Source organism: Streptomyces sp. NPDC021096, assembly GCF_040641275.1.
In the GTDB taxonomy this organism is placed as follows: Bacteria; Actinomycetota; Actinomycetes; order Streptomycetales; family Streptomycetaceae; genus Streptomyces.
The window spans coordinates 114,456-132,682 of the sequence record NZ_JBFADG010000004.1 but is presented as its reverse complement, the minus strand read 5'-3'; the positions used below and the strand labels follow the sequence as shown (position 1 = coordinate 132,682).

General features: G+C 70.4%; 21 protein-coding genes, 1 tRNA gene and 1 riboswitch. Of the genes, 6 read left to right on the top strand and 16 right to left on the bottom strand.

Annotation, left to right across the window (positions count from 1 at the left end; translation table 11 throughout):
* Positions 1–19: 19 nt before the first annotated feature.
* The 3 genes from AB0G59_RS09140 to AB0G59_RS09130 form a co-directional block, all read right to left on the bottom strand.
* Positions 20–985: an ATP-binding cassette domain-containing protein gene (locus AB0G59_RS09140; protein WP_360909562.1), complete on the bottom strand. Its 966-nt coding sequence runs from the start codon at positions 983–985 to the stop codon at positions 20–22.
* A 38-nt stretch (positions 986–1,023) separates the two neighbouring features.
* Positions 1,024–1,788, bottom strand: coding sequence for an ABC transporter permease (locus AB0G59_RS09135; RefSeq protein WP_079273957.1), 765 nt, complete (start codon positions 1,786–1,788; stop codon positions 1,024–1,026).
* Positions 1,789–1,867: 79 nt separating this feature from the next.
* Complete coding sequence (locus tag AB0G59_RS09130; RefSeq protein ID WP_360909560.1) at positions 1,868–2,671, bottom strand: ABC-2 family transporter protein; 804 nt, start codon at positions 2,669–2,671, stop codon at positions 1,868–1,870.
* Between the two features lie 311 nt (positions 2,672–2,982).
* On the opposite strand from AB0G59_RS09130, the gene AB0G59_RS09125 reads away from it, so the two are divergent.
* A complete protein-coding gene (locus tag AB0G59_RS09125; RefSeq protein WP_360909558.1) occupies positions 2,983–5,325 on the top strand; it encodes a transglycosylase domain-containing protein in 2,343 nt (780 codons plus the stop codon).
* A gap of 37 nt (positions 5,326–5,362) precedes the next feature.
* Here the strand turns inward: AB0G59_RS09125 and AB0G59_RS09120 are convergent, their stop codons facing one another.
* From AB0G59_RS09120 to AB0G59_RS09110, 3 genes are all read right to left on the bottom strand, one after another.
* Positions 5,363–5,683 (bottom strand): multidrug efflux SMR transporter, encoded by a 321-nt coding sequence (locus AB0G59_RS09120; RefSeq protein ID WP_360909556.1) that lies wholly within the window; start codon positions 5,681–5,683, stop codon positions 5,363–5,365.
* 32 nt (positions 5,684–5,715) lie between these two features.
* A riboswitch (guanidine-III (ykkC-III) riboswitch) is annotated at positions 5,716–5,781 on the bottom strand.
* Positions 5,782–5,825: 44 nt separating this feature from the next.
* Positions 5,826–6,128: a co-chaperone GroES gene (locus AB0G59_RS09115; protein WP_048831771.1), complete on the bottom strand. Its 303-nt coding sequence runs from the start codon at positions 6,126–6,128 to the stop codon at positions 5,826–5,828.
* 111 nt (positions 6,129–6,239) lie between these two features.
* Positions 6,240–6,560: a DUF3618 domain-containing protein gene (locus AB0G59_RS09110; RefSeq protein WP_071963603.1), complete on the bottom strand. Its 321-nt coding sequence runs from the start codon at positions 6,558–6,560 to the stop codon at positions 6,240–6,242.
* Between the two features lie 144 nt (positions 6,561–6,704).
* Between AB0G59_RS09110 and bcp the strand changes: the two genes are divergently transcribed.
* The gene (bcp, locus tag AB0G59_RS09105) at positions 6,705–7,172 is read left to right on the top strand and encodes a thioredoxin-dependent thiol peroxidase (protein ID WP_360909554.1); all 468 of its coding nucleotides are present in this window, start codon (positions 6,705–6,707) and stop codon (positions 7,170–7,172) included.
* Here the strand turns inward: bcp and AB0G59_RS09100 are convergent.
* Complete coding sequence (locus AB0G59_RS09100; protein WP_360909552.1) at positions 7,153–8,445, bottom strand: HAMP domain-containing sensor histidine kinase; 1,293 nt, start codon at positions 8,443–8,445, stop codon at positions 7,153–7,155. The genes bcp and AB0G59_RS09100 overlap by 20 nt on opposite strands.
* Positions 8,445–8,975: a hypothetical protein gene (locus tag AB0G59_RS09095; protein WP_360909550.1), complete on the bottom strand. Its 531-nt coding sequence runs from the start codon at positions 8,973–8,975 to the stop codon at positions 8,445–8,447. The genes AB0G59_RS09100 and AB0G59_RS09095 overlap by 1 nt, the downstream gene beginning before the upstream one ends.
* 190 nt (positions 8,976–9,165) lie before the next feature.
* On the opposite strand from AB0G59_RS09095, the gene AB0G59_RS09090 reads away from it, so the two are divergent.
* Positions 9,166–10,161 carry an HNH endonuclease gene (locus AB0G59_RS09090; protein ID WP_360909549.1) on the top strand — a complete coding sequence of 332 codons (996 nt, stop codon included), beginning with the start codon at positions 9,166–9,168 and terminating at the stop codon, positions 10,159–10,161.
* A 50-nt stretch (positions 10,162–10,211) separates the two neighbouring features.
* Positions 10,212–10,296, top strand: a tRNA-Leu gene (locus AB0G59_RS09085).
* A gap of 45 nt (positions 10,297–10,341) precedes the next feature.
* Here AB0G59_RS09085 and rdgB read toward each other — a convergent pair.
* The 4 genes from rdgB to AB0G59_RS09065 all read right to left on the bottom strand — a co-directional run bounded on the left by rdgB (position 10,342) and on the right by AB0G59_RS09065 (position 12,550).
* Positions 10,342–10,944: an RdgB/HAM1 family non-canonical purine NTP pyrophosphatase gene (gene rdgB, locus AB0G59_RS09080; RefSeq protein ID WP_360909547.1), complete on the bottom strand. Its 603-nt coding sequence runs from the start codon at positions 10,942–10,944 to the stop codon at positions 10,342–10,344.
* 52 nt (positions 10,945–10,996) lie between these two features.
* A complete protein-coding gene (locus AB0G59_RS09075; protein WP_360909545.1) occupies positions 10,997–11,389 on the bottom strand; it encodes a hypothetical protein in 393 nt (130 codons plus the stop codon).
* 95 nt (positions 11,390–11,484) lie between these two features.
* Positions 11,485–12,216 (bottom strand): ribonuclease PH, encoded by a 732-nt coding sequence (gene rph / locus AB0G59_RS09070; RefSeq protein WP_071963606.1) that lies wholly within the window; start codon positions 12,214–12,216, stop codon positions 11,485–11,487.
* 100 nt (positions 12,217–12,316) lie between these two features.
* Positions 12,317–12,550, bottom strand: coding sequence for a PTS glucose/sucrose transporter subunit IIB (locus AB0G59_RS09065; RefSeq protein ID WP_071963607.1), 234 nt, complete (start codon positions 12,548–12,550; stop codon positions 12,317–12,319).
* A 193-nt stretch (positions 12,551–12,743) separates the two neighbouring features.
* On the opposite strand from AB0G59_RS09065, the gene AB0G59_RS09060 reads away from it, so the two are divergent.
* Positions 12,744–14,057, top strand: a complete 1,314-nt coding sequence (locus tag AB0G59_RS09060; protein ID WP_360909542.1) for a PTS transporter subunit EIIC — start codon at positions 12,744–12,746, stop codon at positions 14,055–14,057.
* A 195-nt stretch (positions 14,058–14,252) separates the two neighbouring features.
* Entirely contained in the window at positions 14,253–15,533 is a 1,281-nt protein-coding gene (locus AB0G59_RS09055) for a PTS transporter subunit EIIC (protein WP_360909540.1), read from the top strand.
* 80 nt (positions 15,534–15,613) lie between these two features.
* Here AB0G59_RS09055 and AB0G59_RS09050 read toward each other — a convergent pair whose 3' ends face one another.
* The 4 genes from AB0G59_RS09050 to AB0G59_RS09035 all read right to left on the bottom strand — a co-directional run bounded on the left by AB0G59_RS09050 (position 15,614) and on the right by AB0G59_RS09035 (position 18,189).
* Complete coding sequence (locus AB0G59_RS09050) at positions 15,614–16,366, bottom strand: MBL fold metallo-hydrolase (RefSeq protein WP_071963610.1); 753 nt, start codon at positions 16,364–16,366, stop codon at positions 15,614–15,616.
* Between the two features lie 362 nt (positions 16,367–16,728).
* Positions 16,729–16,848 carry a hypothetical protein gene (locus AB0G59_RS09045; RefSeq protein WP_360909538.1) on the bottom strand — a complete coding sequence of 40 codons (120 nt, stop codon included), beginning with the start codon at positions 16,846–16,848 and terminating at the stop codon, positions 16,729–16,731.
* Between the two features lie 109 nt (positions 16,849–16,957).
* Positions 16,958–17,908: a cysteine synthase gene (locus AB0G59_RS09040; RefSeq protein WP_360909536.1), complete on the bottom strand. Its 951-nt coding sequence runs from the start codon at positions 17,906–17,908 to the stop codon at positions 16,958–16,960.
* A complete protein-coding gene (locus tag AB0G59_RS09035; protein WP_360909534.1) occupies positions 17,908–18,189 on the bottom strand; it encodes a MoaD/ThiS family protein in 282 nt (93 codons plus the stop codon). The genes AB0G59_RS09040 and AB0G59_RS09035 overlap by 1 nt, the downstream gene beginning before the upstream one ends.
* Between the last annotated feature and the right edge of the window lie 38 nt (positions 18,190–18,227).

Below are 18,227 nucleotides of genomic sequence, written 5' to 3'. Positions count from 1 at the left end.
AGGGCCCGCTGACGCGCGCCTACAGCGCCTGGCCGCCCGCGTACATCTTGGCGATGACCTCTTCGATGTCCGGTTCGCGGACCGAGAGGTCGACCAGCGGATAGCGCCCGGCGACCTCCGCCACGATCGGCGCCGCGCTCTGCGTGGCGGCGAACGCGAGCCACTGGCGCGGCCCTTCGACCTTCACCGTGCGGGCGCCTTTTACACCGTCAATGGGCGGAAGCTCTCGTTCCAGATCGATGACGAGCATCCGCTCGCTCTCCCCCACCGCGTGCAGGCCGTCCAGCCCGCCGTCGTAGACCAGCCGCCCCCGGTCGATGACCATCACCCGCTTGCACAGCTGCTCGATGTCGGTCAGGTCGTGCGTGGTCAGCAGCACGGTCGTGCCCCGCTCGGCGTTCACCTCCCGCAGGAACTCGCGCACCTTCGCCTTGCTGACCACGTCGAGACCGATCGTCGGCTCGTCGAGGTAGAGCACCTCGGGATCGTGCAGGAGCGCCGCCGCGATGTCCCCGCGCATCCGCTGCCCCAACGACAGTTGCCGCACCGGGACGTCCAGCAGCTTGCCCAGGTCGAGGAGTTCGATGCACCGCTCGAGGTTGGCGCGGTAACGGACGTCAGGGATGCGGTACATGCGGCGCACCAGACCGTAGGAGTCGCGCAGCGGCAGGTCCCACCACAGCGTGGTGCGCTGCCCGAAGACCACCCCGATGCGGCGGGCCAGCCGCGCCCGGTCGCGCGAGGGGTCGATGCCCGCGACCCGCAGCCTGCCGCCGCTGGGCACCAGGATGCCGGTGAGCATCTTGATGGTGGTGGACTTCCCGGCGCCGTTGGGGCCGATGTAGCCGACCATCTCCCCGCGCGGGACACGGAAGCTGATGCCGTCCACCGCCCGCACCTCGCGCCGCTCACGGCGCAGGAAACCCGCCCTGCGCCGCACGTCGAAGACCTTCTCGACGCCGTCGAGCTCGATGAAGTCGTCCACCGCCGAACCGCCCCTTCGCCTGCCGCCCGCCGCGGCCGTCAACTTCCCGTACTCCGGTACCCGCGCAGCCCCGCCCGCCAGGCCAGCCCCGCCAGCGCACAGCACGCCAGCGCCACCAGCGGCGAGGCGAAGTCCACCCACCCCGGCAGCCCCAGCGGATCGTCCCGGCCCAGGATCCGCAGCGCCGGCAGCCAGTTGACGAAGGCCAGCGGGACGACGAACGTCACCCCGCGCACCAGGTCCGTGGCGAACACCGTCGGCGGGTACTGCAGCATCGTCGTACCGCCGTAGGTGAAGGCGTTCTGCACCTCCGAGGCGTCGTTGGCCCGGAACTGGAACGCCGCCCCCGCCACGAACACCGCACCGAAGATCACCGCACCGCTGACCAGCATCACCGGCACGAGCAGCACCGACGCCGGCGTCCAGGCCACGTCCAGCCGGTACAGCGCCCACGCCAGCAGCACCGCGCCCTGGGTGACCCGGCCGAGCCGGCGCAGCGCGAACCGGTCGGCGGCGACCTGCGCGAGCACCGGCACGGGCCGCACCAGCAGGGTGTCCAGCGTGCCGTCGCGCACCCGGCGACCGACGCGGTCCATGTTGCCCAGCACGAGGTCGGCCAGGCCGAAGGCGGTGCTCGTGGTGCCGTACAGCAGGGCCACCTCCGGCAGCGTGAAGCCGCCCAGCACGTCGACGTGCGAGAACATGATGACGATGGCGACGAAGTCCAGTGCCGTCGCGGCGAAGTTGCCCAGCGCCATCATCACGAAGGACGTGCGGTAGGCCATCGTCGACCGCACCCACATTCCGACGATCAGGCCATAGGCGCGCGTGCCCTCGTACGCGCGCGTCACCGGCCCCGCGAGCGGGCCGGCCACGGGGACGTCAGCCACCCTGGACCACCACCTTCCGCGTGGCCAGCGTCTGCACCGACCGCCCCACCGCCAGCAGCACCACCGCCCACGCCGCCTGGAACCCCAGCGCCCCGGCCGTACCCACCGCACCGCCGTGCCGGCCCAGCAGCACGTCCGCCGGCACCTGCAGCATCGCCGCCCACGGCAGCACCCGCACCACCTCCCCGAACGCCCCCGGAAAGACGGTCAGCGGCAGCAGCGTCCCCGAGAAGAAGATGCACAGCAGACCGCTCAGCATGTTCACCCCCGAACCGTCCAGCAGCCAGAAGGCGCACAGCCCCACCAGATAGCGGATCCCGAAGCCCACGACGATGCCGAGGAAGACCGACAGCAGGAAGGACAGCCACACCAACGGATCGCCCGGCAGCGTCAGTTCGAAGGCCAGCGCCCCGACCGTCAGCGGCACCACGCCCCGCCCCAGCAACTGGAAGGCCGCCCGCCCCAGATCACTCGCCAGCCACCACCACTGCAGATCCGCCGGCCGGTACAGGTCCACGGCGATGTCACCGGAACGGATCCGCTCCTGCAGCTCCTCCTGGAACCCCCCACCGATCAGACACGAGGCCCCCAGCAGCGCCTGGGTGACCCACACGAACGTCAGCGCCTGCGACTGGTCGTAGCCGCCCAGATGGGGACGTTCGTTCCACAGGGCAATGAAGGTGTACGCGACGATGAAGCCGAACACCGTATTGGTGAAGACCCCCGCCGCGGTGGCGACCCGGTAGGTCGCGTAGCGCCGGAAACTGCTCACCGCGACAGCCGGATACAACCGCATCCCCCTCGCCTCCCCACCCTTGAGAGCCCCGTCGAACCCCACCCGCCCACCGCACCGACCCACCGCGCCCCGAAGCGCAGGAGCCTAGCCGCACGCCTCGGCCCGGAACCACGGATTTTCACCCCATGGAGTGGTCCGCCTGGCCCGAACGGCCCTTACGGAGCTGTTCAAACGTGCGCTACGCCCTTCAGCCGGAACGCATGATGCGACAGTGTCTTCCGGGGCCTACGACGCAGGTCGGAACCGCCCGACACGACACCGTTCCGCCGCGGCCGCACAACCCCGGCGGCGGCCGAGGAGTCCCAGGAGACATGAGCGACGAGCAGTCACAGCAGCGGCGTCCCGCTGGTGGCGGCCAGGCGCCGCCGGGCTGGGCGCCGAGGACCACCGGCGCGCCCGGAGCGGGCGGCCCTGCCGGAGCTCCCCGCACGCCCACCGCCAACGGCCGCGGCGGCCGCCCCCGGCGCACGGGCTGGCGCCGGCTCGTACCCACCTGGCGCATGGTCCTCGGCGGATTCCTGCTGATCGTCCTGATCATCGTCGGCGTCCTGGTCGCCGGCTACCTCCTGGTCGACATCCCCCCGGCCAACAAGGCCGCCGTCGCCGAGAGCAACGTCTTCCTCTACGCCGACGGCAGCCAACTCGCCCGCGACGGCGAGATCAACCGCGAGAGCGTGCCCCTGAGCAAGGTGCCCAAGGACGTCCAGCACGCCGTCCTCGCCGCCGAGGACCGCGACTTCTACTCCGAGTCCGCCGTCAACCCCGAGGCCATGCTGCGCGCCGCCTGGAACACCGCCACCGGCAAGGGCAAGCAGTCCGGCTCCACCATCACCCAGCAGTACGTCAAGAACTACTACCTGGGCCAGGAACAGACCATCAGCCGCAAGGTGAAGGAATTCTTCATCGCCATCAAGCTGGACCGCGAGGAGAGCAAGAACGACATCCTCGAGGGCTACCTCAACACCAGCTACTTCGGCCGCAACGCCTACGGCGTCCAGGCCGCCTCCCAGGCGTACTACAACAAGGACTCCGACAAGCTCACCGCGGCCGAGGGCGCCTACCTCGCCACCCTCCTCAACGCCCCCAGCGCCTACGACGTCGGCGCCCACCCCCAGAACAAGCAACGCGCCCTGGCCCGCTGGAACTACGTCCTCGACGGCATGGTCAAGAAGAAGTGGCTCGGCACCGCCGAACGCGCCGCGATGCAGTTCCCCATGCCCGGCAAGGCCAAGCCCCGCCTGAGCATGGCCGGCCAGCGCGGCTATCTCGTCGAGGCCGTCAAGGACTACCTCACCAGCAACAAGATCGTCGACGAGACGACACTGGCCACCGGCGGCTACCGCATCGTCACCACCATCGACCGCAAGAAACAGGACGCGTTCGTCGACGCCGTACGCCGGGAGCTGATGGACAGCCTCAGCGACGACCGCGAAGTCGACCGGTACGTACGCGCCGGGGGCGCCTCCATCGACCCCAGGACCGGCAAGGTCGTCGCCCTCTACGGCGGCATCGACTACACCAAGCAGTACGTCAACAACGCCACCCGGCGCGACTACCAAGTCGGCTCCACCTTCAAGCCGTTCGTGTTCACCTCGGCCGTCGACAACGACTCCACCACCCAGGACGGCCGCACAATCACCCCGAGCACCCTCTACGACGGCACCAACCGGCGCCCCGTACAGGGCAGGAGCGGCCCCGTCGGCTACGCCCCCGAGAACGAGGACGGCAAGTCCTACGGCCCCATCACCGTCACCAAGGCCACCGACCTGTCCGTCAACGCCGTCTACGCGCAGATGGCCCAGGACGTGGGCCCCGGCAAGGTCAAGGACACCGCCGTCGCCCTCGGCGTGCCCGCCAACACCCCCGACCTCACCGCCACGCCCTCCATCGCCCTCGGCGTGGCCACCGCCAGCGTCCTCGACATGACCCAGGCGTACGCCACCCTCGCCAACCACGGCCGGCACGGCCCCTACACGCTCGTCGAGAAGATCTCCAAGGCCACCGAGGACGTCCAGCTGCCGGACCGCGAGGAGACCAAGCAGGTCGTCTCGCGCACGGCCGCCGACACCACCACCTCGATCCTGCAGAGCGTCGTCGAGAGCGGCACCGGCCGCCGGGCCCAGGCCGCGGGACGGCCCGCCGCCGGCAAGACGGGCACGGCCGAGGAGGACAAGGCCGCCTGGTTCGCGGGCTACACCCCCGACCTGGCCACCGTCGTCGCCGTCATGGGCCAGGACCCCGACACGGGCACCGAGAAACCGCTGTACGGGGCCGCCGGCGAACCCCGCATCAACGGCGGCGGCTTCCCGGCGCAGATCTGGGCGGCCTACACCGCCGACGCCCTCGAGGGCACCGACCCCACGGAGTTCGACCTGGAGCTGGAGAGCGGCGCGGGCGTCCCCATGCTGGAGCCCTCCCCGACCACGGCCCCGCCGAGCCCCACCACCGCGCCGCCCACGACGCTCCCGCCGACCGCCCCGCCCCCGACCTTCGGCCCGCCGGAGCCCCCGACGATCCCGGCACCCCCGCCGCCGGTCACCCCACCGGGCTTCCCGACCCGGCTGCCCACCTTCGGACCGCCCCCGCCGAACGAGGACAAGGAACGCCATGACCGCCACGGCGGAGGCGGGGACCTGCTGGGATACGACTACTGACGTCCACTGGACATCTACTGACGTCCGGAGGCGGCGCTCAGTGGCCCGACGTCGCCTTCAGACCGACCACCGCCACCAACAGCAACGCAATGAAGAAGACCCGCGCGGCGGTCACCGGCTCGCCCAGCAGCGTCATGCCGAGCACCGCCGCACCGGCCGCGCCGATGCCGACCCACACGCCGTACGCCGTACCGATCGGCAGCGTCCGCGCCGCCTGCGCCAGCAGCACCATGCTGGCGACGATGCCGGCCACGGTGAACACGCTCGGCCACAGCCGCGTGAAACCCTCGGTGAACTTCATGCCGATCGACCAGCCGACCTCGAGCAGACCGGCGACAGCGAGCAGGACCCATGCCATGACGGCACCTCCGGTGGAAACGACTCTCCAGGGGTGCGTCGTCTTGTCCTGACCCGGTACGGCGCGTCTCGTCGGGTTACCTACGACCGTAGCAAACCCACGACAGCGGGCCCGGTCGCCGACCGGGCCCGAAATGTCACACTCAGAGATACAGCCCCGTGGAGTCCTCCGACCCCTCCAGGCGCTCGGCCGCCACCGCGTGCAGATCCCGCTCCCGCATCAGGACGTACGCGACCCCGCGCACCTCCACCTCGGCGCGGTCCTCCGGGTCGTACAGCACCCGGTCGCCCGGCTCCACCGTCCGCACGCTCTGACCGACCGCGACGACCTCGGCCCAGGCCAGCCGGCGGCCCACCGCCGCCGTCGCCGGAATGACGATGCCGCCGGTGGACCGGCGCTCGCCCTCGGGGATGTCCGTCCGCACCAGAACACGGTCGTGGAGCATCCGGATGGGCAGCTTGTCGTGCGTGGTATTCGTACTCACGCCACGACCGTACCTGCCCGCGCCGGGCACCGAGGCCACAGGGCCGTCATCCAATGCCCGGAGCCGACGCCGCTACGACTTGCGGTGACGCGAGGAAGCGGCCAGCAGCCCCACGAGGCCCACCGCCACCATCGCCACCGGAACGATCCGCTCCAGCCGCGGCGTACCGTCCTCCGCCACGAACCGCGAGCGCACCTCGGACACCACACGGTTGGCCGCCACGTACGCGCGCCCCGCCGTCTGGTCCACCTTCGACGCCACCTTGGCCCGGGCGTCCCCAATGATCGTCTTCGGGTGCATCCGCACCCCGATCTCGTCGAGCGTCACGGCAAGCTCCTGCCGCCGGCGGACGATGTCCGCCTCGATCTGCGCAGGGGTCCTGGCTTCCGCCACCGCGCTGCCTCCGTCTCGTCGATAAGAATGAAGAGTGATGACTACAGTCTGTCAGCTCCCCCGGCCCGGCGCCCCGCGGCACCCCCGATCCACGACCTGGCTACCCTCGGGACCGTAACCGACCACACCACGAGGAGAGCCGCGATGAGCGAGCGACTGCAGCCCGGCGACACCGCCCCCGCCTTCACCCTGCCCGACGCGGACGGCAAGCAGGTCTCGCTCGCCGACCACAAGGGCCGCAAGGTCATCGTCTACTTCTACCCCGCCGCCCTCACCCCCGGCTGCACCAAGCAGGCCTGCGACTTCACCGACAACCTCGACTTCCTCGCCGGCCACGGCTTCGACGTCATCGGCGTCTCCCCCGACAAGCCGGAGAAGCTCGCCAAGTTCCGCGAGCAGGAGTCCCTGAAGGTCACCCTCGTCGGCGACCCCGACAAGAAGGTCCTCGAGGCCTACGGCGCCTTCGGCGAGAAGAAGCTCTACGGCAAGACCGTCACCGGCGTCATCCGCTCCACCGTCATCGTCGACGAGGACGGCAAGGTCGAGCGCGCCCTCTACAACGTCAAGGCCACCGGCCACGTCGCCAAGATCATCAAGGACCTGGCGCTGTAACCCCCGGCACCACCGCGCCCCGGCGCACCGGACAGCCACCCTCCGGCCCGTCCTCGGCCTCCGGCAGGTCGAGGACGGCCCTGGCCCCGCCGCCCTCCGCCTTCCCGAACGACAGCCGCGCACCCAGCACCGCCGCCTGCCCCACCGCGATCGTCAGCCCCAGACCGTGCCCCGTACCGCGCTCCGGCGCCGCCGTACGGAACCGGCGCGGCCCCTGGTCCACCAGCCCCGGCGGAAAACCGTCCCCGTGGTCCCGCACGACGATCCGGGTGCCCTCGACCGTCACCTCGATCGGCGGCCGCCCGTGCTTGGCGGCATTGGCCAGGATGTTCACCAGGATCCGCTCCACGCGCCGGGCGTCGGTGGCCACGATCCGGCCCTCGCCGACCACGTCGACGGCCACGTCGTCCACACCCCGCTGGCCCCGCGCCCGCTTGACGATGCCCCGCACCAGCGACGGCAGCTCCACCTCGTCCAGCTGCGCGCTCTCCACCCCGGCGTCCAGCCGCGAGACCTCCAGCAGGTCCTCCACCAGCGCCCGCATCGTCTGCGCCCGCTCCTGCACCATCTCCACCGCACGCGGATGCGGCAGCAACTCCGCCGACGCCACCAGACCCGCCACCGGCGTCCGCAGCTCGTGCGCCACGTCCGCCGTGAACTGCCGCTCCGCGGAGACCCGCCCCGCCAGCGACGTCGCCATGTGGTGCACCGACCGGCCCAGCTCCGCGACCTCGTCCCGGCCGCCGATGTCCAGCGCGTCCGCGTCCGGCGCCTCGCCCGCCGCGATCCGCCGCGCCGCAGCCGCACTGAGCCGCAGCCGCCGCGACAGGCTCTGCGCCACGAACCACGCCACCACCGCCATCAGCGCCACCGTCGCGGCACCCGCCACCACCAGCGCCTTGTCCAGCGCCGTCTGCAACGGATCACGGTCCGGGTACGACGCCGAGATCGACAACACCTTGTCGTCCCCGACCCCCGTCGCCGCCCACACCCGCGGGTCCTCGCCACCGCTGATGTACGTGCCCGACTCACCCTTCGCCACCGCCTGCGACAGCGCGAACGGCAACGTCGAATCGTCGAGCTGGGCACCCAGCGCGAGGGTGCCGTCCCGCTGGTAGATCTGCAGCGCCGAGCTCAGCAGCCCGTCCTGGTACGCCATGGCCTGGCGGTCACGCTCCAGGCCCGAGATGTGATGAACGGCCACGCCCAGGACCACGACGGCCAGGGCGGTGACGAAGGAGATCGCGAACGCGATCCGAGCACGGATACCCATCACGCGATCGGAAGGACCTCTCGGGATTCCCCCGCCGGAGTGGCCCCCACGTACTTGACCTCGAGCGCTGTGAACGCCACCGAACCGTCCACTTCCTTGGGCCCGTACAGCCGCAACCGCACCGGGAACGACTTACCCGCCGCCGCACCGGCCGCATTGGTCGACACCTGCACCACACCACTGCCTGCCGCGCCGTCCGCCGCGTAGGCCTCCCACCGGATGTCGCTGGCCACGCGCCCCGAGGTGTTGCAGTCCAGCGTGATGATGGTCGGCTCCGGCACCGGCTCCCCCACCCCGCAGTCCCGCACCCCCGGCAGCTCCCGCGACCCCGAATCCTCGAGCTCCACCTGGGACTGCTGCGCGGACCCCGTCCGCTGCGCCGCCGCGGTCCTGGGCGCCTTGTTCACCACGCTCGCCCGGTCCGTGGCATCCCCCAGCCACACCCCGCCGAGCACCAGCCCGGACACCCCCAGAAAGATCGCCACCACGGTGCGCAGTCGGACCCCACGGGCCACGGCACGGTCGGTCATCGGCTCTCTTCCTCGATCACGTGCGGATCCTGCTTTCACAGGTCTGTCCCATTCCCCGCTCTGAGGGACGGTGAAAACAGGCGGCGCGTTCCCTTACGGAGATACGTACATGTGTGGCGTAACCGATCAAGGATGCGGGTCGTTGCTCCGTTCGAGGGCCCCTGGGGAGGGGGCGGGTGGGGAGGGAACCATGCCTGACGTCTACGACCACGCGACGCTTGCCGCCGCCGTCGCGGAGTCGACCGGCTGGGCGGGCCTGATGCGCCGCCTCGGCGTGAAGGCCAGCGGAGGCAGACGCCGGGTCCTCCAGGAGAAGGTCGTCGCCCTGGGCCTCGACACCAGCCACTTCAAGCAGCGCAGCCCCTGGCGGAAGTACCCCGATGAGGCCATAGCCAAGGCCGTCGCCTCGTCCACCACTCTCCGCGAGGTGGCACAGAAGCTCGGCGCCTCCCCGGCGACGGGAACGCTCTCGCACATCCGCCGGCGGATCGCCGCGACCGACATCGACGTCAGCCACTTCCCCGGCCTGAACCGTCCGCAGACCGATCTGCCGTTCACCGAGGAGGAGCTCCGCGCTTCCGCCGCATCCGCGACCAGCGTTCGCGCGATGGCACGGGACCTCGGCATTACCGAGGACGGCAGGTCTCGTGCAGCACTCCGACGCCTGCTCGACGAGCTGGGCATCGACACCGCTCACTTCGGCCGGAATCGGCTCACGCTACCCGAGGACCGATTGAGGGAGGCGGTGGCCGACGCCACGAGCTTCGCCGACGTCATGCGGGCTCTCGGGCTGGCCGTGAACGACACCAACCATCGGCGAGTCCGGCGGGGCGTGACCCAACTCAAGCTGGACACGTCGCACTTCAAGCGGAGAACCTGGGGAACGGTTGAGGTCGCCGAGCCCAGGGCCATCGCGGACGAAGTCCTCCGAGTGCGTCCCGAGGGTTCACCCCGCGAGAACCGCCAGCGGCTGCATCGGGCACTCGCCGAGACGGGCGTCCCCTACCGCTGCGTCTCCTGCGGTAACGAAGGCGAGTGGCTCGGAAGGCCGATCACACTCCAGATCGACCACGTCAACGGCGACTGGCTCGACAACCGCCCGGAGAACCTTCGCTACCTGTGCCCCAATTGCCACGCGCTGACGGACACCTGGTGTCGCAGGAGAGGGTCTTCAGCCCGGAAGTGACGGCCCGAGTGCCAGGCACAGCCGCCAGCCGATAGCATGGCTGGCGGCTAGCGGCGGTGGCGCAACCGGCGACGCAGCAGACTTAGGATCTGTGGCCTGTGAAAGGGCTTGAGGGTTCGAATCCCTTCCGCCGCACCGAAATGGCCTGCGAATCGAGGATCTCGATCGCAGGCCATTGTCTTACCCCAACAGCTCCCGCACCACCGGCACCAGCCCCCGGAACGCCTTCCCGCGGTGGCTGATCGCGTTCTTCTCCTCCGGCGTCATCTCCGCGCAGGTCCGGGACTCGCCCAGGGGCTGGAGGATCGGGTCGTAGCCGAAGCCGCCCGTGCCCGAGGGGGCATGGCGCAGGGTGCCCTCCAGGCGGCCCTCGACGACGCGTTCCGTGCCGTCCGGGAGGGCGAGGGCCGCGGCGCAGGCGAAGTGGGCGGCGCGGTGTTCGTCGGCGATGTCGGAGAGCTGGGCGAGGAGGAGGTCGAGGTTGGCCTTGTCGTCGCCGTGGCGGCCGGCCCAGCGGGCGGAGAAGATGCCGGGGGCGCCGTTCAGGACCTCGACGCACAGGCCCGAGTCGTCGGCGACGGCCGGGTGGCCGGTGGCGCGGGCCAGGGCGTGGGCCTTGAGGAGGGCGTTCTCGGCGAAGGTGACGCCGGTCTCCTTGACGTCGGGGATCTCGGGGTAGGCGTCGGCGCCGACGAGTTCGACGTCGAGGCCCGCGGCGGCGAGGATCGCGTGGAGCTCGGTGACCTTGTTGTGGTTGCGGGTGGCGAGGATCAGGCGCTTCATGGGAGGGATTATCCCGGGTCGCCCGTCCCCGCCGCCGTGCCCGCCCCCGGCCCTACTTCGAGGTGCAGACCTTGGTCAGCTCGCCCGCCGCGTCCTTGAGCGGCGTCAGGTCGGGCGCCTTGTTCTGGCGCACGGACTCCCGGGCATTGGTGACCGCCTGCTGGAGGTGGTCGAGGGCCTTGCCGACGTCCGCGTTGCCGGTCTTGTCCTTGAGCTTCTTCGTGTCCTCGTCGAGCGTGTCCAGGGCCTTGTCGGCCTGGCCGAAGTCGTTCGCCGCGTCCGTGACGGCCCGCTGGAGCTTGTCGACGTCGTTGGTGATCTCGACGCCCAGCCGGGCGCAGTCGACGGCCTTCTGGGCGGTGGAGCAGCCCGCCGCCAGGGGCACGGCCAGCAGGGCGGCGGCGAGGGCGGTGAGGGTCGTGGTGCGGCGGCGGTGCGCGGGCATGAACGGCCTTCCGGTTTGGGCGGGGCGGGCGTACGGCCCGGATTCCGCCGGACCGTACGTCTCTATCAACGCTCGGGCCACGCCCTACGGTTGCGTCACAGCGTGCGGGCGAGGGCCTCGCGCTGGGCGGCGTCGAGGGAGGCGCAGCCGGCGACCGCCAGGTCGAGGAGGCTGTTGAGCTCCTCGCGGGCGAAGGGCTCGGCCTCGGCGGTGCCCTGGACCTCGACGAAGCGGCCGTCACCGGTGCAGACGACGTTCATGTCGGTGTCGGCGCGGACGTCCTCCTCGTAGCAGAGGTCGAGGAGGGGGACGCCGCCGACGATGCCGACGCTGACGGCGGAGACGGTGCCGGTCAGCGGCTGACGGCCGTGCTTGATGAGCTTCTTGCCCTGGGCCCAGGTGATGGCGTCGGCCAGGGCCACGTAGGCGCCGGTGATGGCGGCGGTGCGGGTGCCGCCGTCGGCCTGGAGGACGTCGCAGTCCAGGACGATGGTGTTCTCGCCGAGGGCCTTGTAGTCGATGACGGCGCGCAGGGAGCGGCCGATGAGGCGGGAGATCTCGTGGGTGCGGCCGCCGATCTTGCCGCGTACGGATTCGCGGTCGCCGCGGGTGTTGGTGGCGCGGGGGAGCATCGAGTACTCGGCGGTGACCCAGCCTTCGCCGGAGCCCTTGCGCCAGCGGGGCACGCCCTCGGTGACGCTGGCGGTGCAGAAGACCTTGGTGTCGCCGAAGGAGATGAGTACGGAGCCTTCCGCGTGCTTGCTCCATCCGCGCTGGATGGTCACGGGGCGGAGCTGGTCGGGGGTGCGGCCGTCGATGCGAGACATGGTGATGAGCCTATCGGGACGACAGAGGACCCCGTTCCGGTTGGCGTCGTGTACGCGACAATCGAAACGGGGCCCTCCGGGAGGAGCCCGGTGGCTCAGCTCACAGCATGTCCTCGATCTCGCCGGCGATCGGGTCGGCGTCGGTGCCGATGACGACCTGGATGGCGGTGCCCATCTTCACGACGCCGTGGGCGCCGGCGGCCTTGAGGGCGGCGTCGTCGACGAGGGAGGGGTCGGAGACCTCGCAGCGAAGGCGGGTGATGCAGCCCTCGACCTCTTCGATGTTCTCGATCCCGCCGAGGCCGGCGACGATCTTCTCAGCCTTGCTGGCCATGTGCACTCCTGGTTGTCTCAGCCCTTCGGCGGTTCCGCCGACCGGCTTTCACACGGTAACCCACGTATAGCCCAACTATGCGGGCGTATGTCCGCCATCTGTCGAAGGATGGCGAGCACCCGGCACTGCCCCCGGGAGTCCACACCGCACCGCAAGTGGTCTACACCAGTATGCCAGCAGCCGGAGGACGCAGATGAGTTCGATCGCCGCGGCGGCCCCGCGGAAGAAGAAGCGCCTGCACGGCCTCTTCCAGGGGCTGCAGAAGATGGGCCGCAGCCTGCAGCTGCCGATCGCGGTGCTGCCGGCGGCGGGCATCCTCAACCGGCTCGGCCAGCCGGACGTCTTCGGTGCGGACGGCCTGGGCTGGACGGACGTCGCCAAGGTGATGGCCGGTGCGGGCGGGGCGCTGCTGGACTCCTCGCTGGGGCTGCCGCTGCTGTTCGCGGTCGGTGTGGCGATCGGCATGGCGAAGAAGTCGGACGGCTCGACGGCGCTCGCGGCGGTGGCGGGCTTCCTCGTCTATTACGCGGTGCTGCACCAGTTCCCGCTGGACTGCCCCGCCGGCTCCAAGCACACGCCGATCGGCCTGCTGGCCGGGGTGTGCGTGACCGCGGCCGGGGAGCCGTCCGCGGCGGGGTACCAGAACCCCGGCGTCTTCGGCGGCATCGTCATGGGCCTGCTGGCGGCCTGGTTCTGGCAGCGCTACCACCGGGTGAAGCTGGTGGACTGGCTGGGCTTCTTCAACGGCCGCAGGCTCGTACCGATCATCATGGCGTTCGTGGGGATCGCGTTCGCCGCGCTGTGCCTGTGGATCTGGCCACCGGTGGGTGACGCGCTGACGAGCTTCAGCAAGTGGCTGTCCGACCTGAGCGCCACCGGCGCGGGCATCTTCGGCGTCGCGAACCGCGCGCTGCTGGTGATCGGGCTGCACCAGTTCCTGAACGTCTTCGTGTGGTTCCAGTTCGGCGACTACACCAAGCCGGACGGCACGGTGGTGCACGGCGACATCAACCGTTTCCTGGCGGGCGACCCGACCGCCGGCCAGTTCACCTCGGGCTTCTTCCCGATCATGATGTTCGCGCTGCCGGCCGCCGCGCTGGCGATCACGCACTGCGCGCGGCCGCAGCACCGCAAGACGGTGGGCGGTCTGATGCTCTCGGTGGGCCTGACGTCGTTCGTCACGGGCATCACCGAGCCGATCGAGTACTCCTTCCTCTTCATCGCGCCGCTGCTGTACGTGGCGCACGCGCTGCTGACGGGCGTCTCCATGGCCGTGACCTGGGGGCTGGGGGTGCACGACGGCTTCAGCTTCTCGGCGGGGCTGATCGACTACGTGATCAACTGGGGGCTCGCGACCAAGCCATGGCTGATCATTCCGATCGGGCTGTGCTTCGCGGTGCTGTATTACGTGGTCTTCCGCTTCGCGATCACGTTCTTCGACATTCCGACGCCGGGGCGGGAGCCCGAGGCGCTGGCGGAGGAGATCGAGCAGGAGAACGTGAAGTAGACGTCAAGTAAGGGTGGCGTGACGCAGCGCAGAGCGCTCACGCCACCCTTGCGTGTGTGCGCGAGAGCACTTGGAACGATGGATTCCTTTATGCCCGACTCACGTGCTACAACAGGTCTAAACCAGTAGTGGTGTAGACCAAATCGCGGGCCGTCCCCCCTTTTCCCGAGCGCCCGCCTCACCTGGAGGAATCCGATGAGTACGGCAGCCAAGGCGGCAAAGGCGGCGCCTGAAGAGGCGGCACCGGAAAAGAAGAAGCGCGGCGCCGGCGCCATGGCCGTCGCGCAGCGCATCGGCCGCAGCCTCATGCTGCCGGTCGCGGTCCTGCCCGCGGCCGCGCTCCTGGTCCGGCTGGGCAACAACGACATGCTCGGGCGCGACTCCTTCCCCGAGTTCATAACCAAGATCGCCGGTTATATGGCGGCGGGCGGCAACGCCCTGCTCGGCAACATGGCGCTGCTCTTCGCCGTCGGCGTGGCCATCGGCTTCGCGAAGAAGTCGGACGGCTCCACGGCCCTGGCCGCGGTCTCCGGCTACCTGGTCTTCAAGGAGGTGCTCGCCACCTTCACCGACAAGAACCTGCCGAAGGTCGCCGCGGTCGTCGACGGCAAGATCGTCATGAATGAGGCGCCCGTCAACGCCGGCGTCCTCGGCGGTGTGGTCATGGGCCTGGTCGTGGCGCTGCTCTACCAGCGCTACAGCCGCAAGAAGCTCCCCGACTGGCTGGGCTTCTTCGGCGGCCGCCGCCTCGTCCCGATCCTGGCGGCCTTCGCCGGCCTGGTCATCGGCATCCTCTTCGGCCTCATCTGGCCGGTCCTCGGCACGGGTCTGCACAACTTCGGCGAGTGGCTGGTCGGCTCCGGCGCCGTGGGCGCGGGCATCTTCGGCGTCGCCAACCGTGCGCTGATCCCGGTCGGCATGCACCACCTGCTCAACTCCTTCCCGTGGCTGCAGGCCGGTGACTTCAACGGCAAGCACGGCGACATCGCCCGCTTCCTCGCCGGTGACCCCGACGCCGGCCAGTTCATGACCGGCTTCTTCCCGATCATGATGTTCGCGCTCCCGGCGGCCTGCCTGGCGATCGTGCACTGCGCCCGCCCGGAGAACCGCAAGGTCGTCGGCGGCATGATGGGCTCGCTGGCGCTCACGGCGTTCGTCACCGGTGTGACCGAGCCGATCGAGTTCACCTTCATGTTCATCGCTCCGGTCCTCTACGCCATCCACGCGCTGCTCACCGGTGTCTCGCTGGCGCTGACCTGGGCGCTGGGCATGAAGGACGGCTTCGGCTTCTCCGCCGGCGCGATCGACTTCCTGCTGAACCTGGGCATCGCCACCAAGCCGTGGATGCTGGCCGCGGTGGGCCTGTGCTTCGGCGCCCTGTACTACGTGGTGTTCCGCTTCGCGATCACCAAGTTCAACCTCCCCACCCCGGGCCGTGAGCCCGAGGGCCAGCTGGAGGACACGGGCAAGGCCTGATCCTCGAGGCCGCATGCGAAGGCCCCCGGAACCGCTCGGTTCCGGGGGCCTTCGGCTGTGTCCGGGGGCCGCCGCGCCGCCTACAGCTCGTACACGGCTCCCGCGTGGGCCAGTTCCGCGGGGCCGTCGTAGACCGAGCGGGCGTCGCGCAGGTTGGTGAGGGGGTCCGTCCACGGGGGGATGTGGGTGAGGACGAGGCGGCCGGCGCCGGCCCGGGCGGCGCATTCGCCGGCCTGGAGGCCGTTGAGGTGGAGGTCGGGGATGTCCTCCTTGCCGTGCGTGAAGGACGCCTCGCACAGCAGCAGGTCGGTGTCCAGGGCCAGCTCCTGCAGGGCGTCGCAGGGGCCGGTGTCGCCCGAGTACACCAGCGAGCGGCCCCCGTGCTCGACCCGGAAGGCGAAGGCCTCGACGGGGTGGCTGACCCGGTCCGTGCGGATCGTGAAGGGGCCGAGGCCGAAGCTGCCCGGGGTGAGGGTGCGGAAGTCGAAGACCTCGCTCATGCAGGCCTCGTCGGGCACGTCGCCGTACGCCGTCAGGAGCCGCTTCTCGGTGCCCTCGGGGCCGTGGACGGGTATGGCGTCGGCCCGGCCGCCGTCGTGGCGGTAGTAGCGGGCCACGAAGTAGCCGCACATGTCGATGAAGTGATCCGGGTGCAGATGCGACAGGAGCACGGCGTCGAGGTCGTAGAGACCGACGTGGCGCTGCAGCTCGCCGAGGGCGCCGTTGCCCATGTCGAGGAGGATCCGGTATCCGTCGGCCTCCACCAGATAACTCGAGCAGGCCGATTCCGTGGACGGGAACGAGCCCGAGCATCCGACGACGGTGAGCTTCATGCGGGCCTGAACCTCCGTGGGCTGGTTACGGGGGGCCATGCGGTGCAGTCGAGGGTAAGGCGAGAAACGGGCGGTGACTCCTCCGAGAGGGTGGCGTGTGGGCGGAATCACCAGGACGGACCTGGCCCGCAGCGCGAAGGCCCCGGCCCGCGCCCGGAAGGAGGAGCGCGGTCGGGGCCTGCGGGCCGGGGTGCGGAAGAGGAGGTCGGGACGGCCGGTGCCGCACGTCCTACAGCGGCTTGTGCCGCTCGGCACGGTCCAGGGTGTCCATGAAGCGCTGGAAGCGCTCGGCCGACTCCTTGCTGCCGGCCGTCACGGTGAACACCTCGGGCGTCATGAATGCCGCGAGCCGCTCACGTGTCTCAGGAGCGAGCGCATCCCACGCCGCCCTGTCCAGCCGTGACTGCGCCGCAGTTTCCGCACTGCCAGTTTCCATTGTTGAGTTGCCTCATGTCCGAAGATCCACATGCGGGACAGTTCATGTGCGTCTCCTACGGGATGATGTCAGCCGCTTGCCAACATCGGTAGTAGCAGTTCACCCGTGCACAGTTCTGTTTTTTACGGACCGGCGCGGACAGGCGGCGCATCGCGCTAGGCCCACAGCTGGCCGTGCAGTGTCTCGACGGCCTCTTCGGTGGTGGCCGCGGTGTAGACGCCGGTGGAGAGGTACTTCCAGCCGCCGTCGGCGACGATGAAGACGATGTCGGCGCTCTCCCCCGCCCGTACGGCCTTACGGGCGACGCCGAGCGCGGCGTGGAGCACCGCGCCGCTGGACACGCCCGCGAAGATGCCCTCCTCGGCGAGGAGTTCGCGGGTGCGCCGGACGGCGTCCTCGGAGCCTACGGAGTAGCGGGTGGTGAGCACGCCCGCGTCGTAGAGCTCGGGGACGAAGCCCTCGTCGAGGTTGCGCAGCCCGTAGACGACGTCGTCGTAGCGGGGCTCGGCGGCCACGATCCGCACGCCCGGCTTGTGCTCGCGCAGGTACCGGCCGACGCCCATGAGGGTGCCGGTGGTGCCCAGCCCGGCCACGAAGTGGGTGATCTCGGGGAGGTCGGCGAGGATCTCGGGGCCGGTGGTGGCGTAGTGGGCGCCGGCGTTGTCGGGGTTGCCGTACTGATAGAGCATCACCCAGTCGGGGTGCTGCCCGGCCAGCTCCTTGGCCACCCGTACGGCCGTGTTCGAGCCTCCGGCCGCGGGCGAGGGGATGATCTCGGCGCCCCACATGGCGAGCAGCTGCCGCCGCTCCTCGCTGGTGTTCTCGGGCATCACGCACACCATGCGGTAGCCCTTGAGCTTGGCGGCCATGGCGAGGGAGATGCCGGTGTTGCCGGAGGTGGGCTCGAGGATGGTGCAGCCGGGCGAGAGCCGGCCGGCCTTCTCCGCCTGCTCGATCATGTGCAGGGCCGGGCGGTCCTTGACCGAGCCGGTGGGGTTGCGGTCCTCCAGCTTGGCCCAGACGCGGACGGTCTCCGACGGGGACAGGCGCGGCAGGCGGACGAGCGGGGTGTTGCCGACCGCCGCGAGCGGCGACTCGTAGCGCATCAGGCCATTCCGCCGGCGACGGCCGGGAGGATGGTGACGCTGTCGCCGTCGGCGAGCTCGGTGGCGATGCCGGCGAGGAAGCGGACGTCCTCGTCGTTGAGGTAGACGTTGACGAAGCGGCGCAGCTCCCCGGTCTCGTCGACCAGGCGCTCGCGGACGCCGGGGTGGCGGGCCTCCAGGTCCTTGAAGAGCTCGTCGATCGTGGCGCCGCTGCCCTCGACGGCCTTCTTGCCGTCGGTGTAGGTGCGCAGGATGGTCGGGATGCGGACCTCGATGGCCATGGGTGTGCTCCTGTCGGAGTGCGGGGTCGGTTCGTGTG

What these genes read in the sequence shown, in the direction of transcription:
- AB0G59_RS09135 (WP_079273957.1), bottom strand. Translation starts at nt 1,788, where the DNA reads ATGTGGGTGCGGTCGACGATGGCCTACCGCACGTCCTTCGTGATGATG.
- AB0G59_RS09130 (WP_360909560.1), bottom strand. Translation starts at nt 2,671, where the DNA reads ATGCGGTTGTATCCGGCTGTCGCGGTGAGCAGTTTCCGGCGCTACGCG.
- AB0G59_RS09125 (WP_360909558.1), top strand. Translation starts at nt 2,983, where the DNA reads ATGAGCGACGAGCAGTCACAGCAGCGGCGTCCCGCTGGTGGCGGCCAG.
- AB0G59_RS09120 (WP_360909556.1), bottom strand. Translation starts at nt 5,683, where the DNA reads ATGGCATGGGTCCTGCTCGCTGTCGCCGGTCTGCTCGAGGTCGGCTGG.
- AB0G59_RS09115 (WP_048831771.1), bottom strand. Translation starts at nt 6,128, where the DNA reads ATGCTCCACGACCGTGTTCTGGTGCGGACGGACATCCCCGAGGGCGAG.
- bcp (WP_360909554.1), top strand. Translation starts at nt 6,705, where the DNA reads ATGAGCGAGCGACTGCAGCCCGGCGACACCGCCCCCGCCTTCACCCTG.
- AB0G59_RS09100 (WP_360909552.1), bottom strand. Translation starts at nt 8,445, where the DNA reads ATGGGTATCCGTGCTCGGATCGCGTTCGCGATCTCCTTCGTCACCGCC.
- AB0G59_RS09095 (WP_360909550.1), bottom strand. Translation starts at nt 8,975, where the DNA reads ATGACCGACCGTGCCGTGGCCCGTGGGGTCCGACTGCGCACCGTGGTG.
- AB0G59_RS09090 (WP_360909549.1), top strand. Translation starts at nt 9,166, where the DNA reads ATGCCTGACGTCTACGACCACGCGACGCTTGCCGCCGCCGTCGCGGAG.
- rdgB (WP_360909547.1), bottom strand. Translation starts at nt 10,944, where the DNA reads ATGAAGCGCCTGATCCTCGCCACCCGCAACCACAACAAGGTCACCGAG.
- AB0G59_RS09075 (WP_360909545.1), bottom strand. Translation starts at nt 11,389, where the DNA reads ATGCCCGCGCACCGCCGCCGCACCACGACCCTCACCGCCCTCGCCGCC.
- rph (WP_071963606.1), bottom strand. Translation starts at nt 12,216, where the DNA reads ATGTCTCGCATCGACGGCCGCACCCCCGACCAGCTCCGCCCCGTGACC.
- AB0G59_RS09065 (WP_071963607.1), bottom strand. Translation starts at nt 12,550, where the DNA reads ATGGCCAGCAAGGCTGAGAAGATCGTCGCCGGCCTCGGCGGGATCGAG.
- AB0G59_RS09060 (WP_360909542.1), top strand. Translation starts at nt 12,744, where the DNA reads ATGAGTTCGATCGCCGCGGCGGCCCCGCGGAAGAAGAAGCGCCTGCAC.
- AB0G59_RS09055 (WP_360909540.1), top strand. Translation starts at nt 14,253, where the DNA reads ATGAGTACGGCAGCCAAGGCGGCAAAGGCGGCGCCTGAAGAGGCGGCA.
- AB0G59_RS09050 (WP_071963610.1), bottom strand. Translation starts at nt 16,366, where the DNA reads ATGAAGCTCACCGTCGTCGGATGCTCGGGCTCGTTCCCGTCCACGGAA.
- AB0G59_RS09045 (WP_360909538.1), bottom strand. Translation starts at nt 16,848, where the DNA reads ATGAACTGTCCCGCATGTGGATCTTCGGACATGAGGCAACTCAACAAT.
- AB0G59_RS09040 (WP_360909536.1), bottom strand. Translation starts at nt 17,908, where the DNA reads ATGCGCTACGAGTCGCCGCTCGCGGCGGTCGGCAACACCCCGCTCGTC.
- AB0G59_RS09035 (WP_360909534.1), bottom strand. Translation starts at nt 18,189, where the DNA reads ATGGCCATCGAGGTCCGCATCCCGACCATCCTGCGCACCTACACCGAC.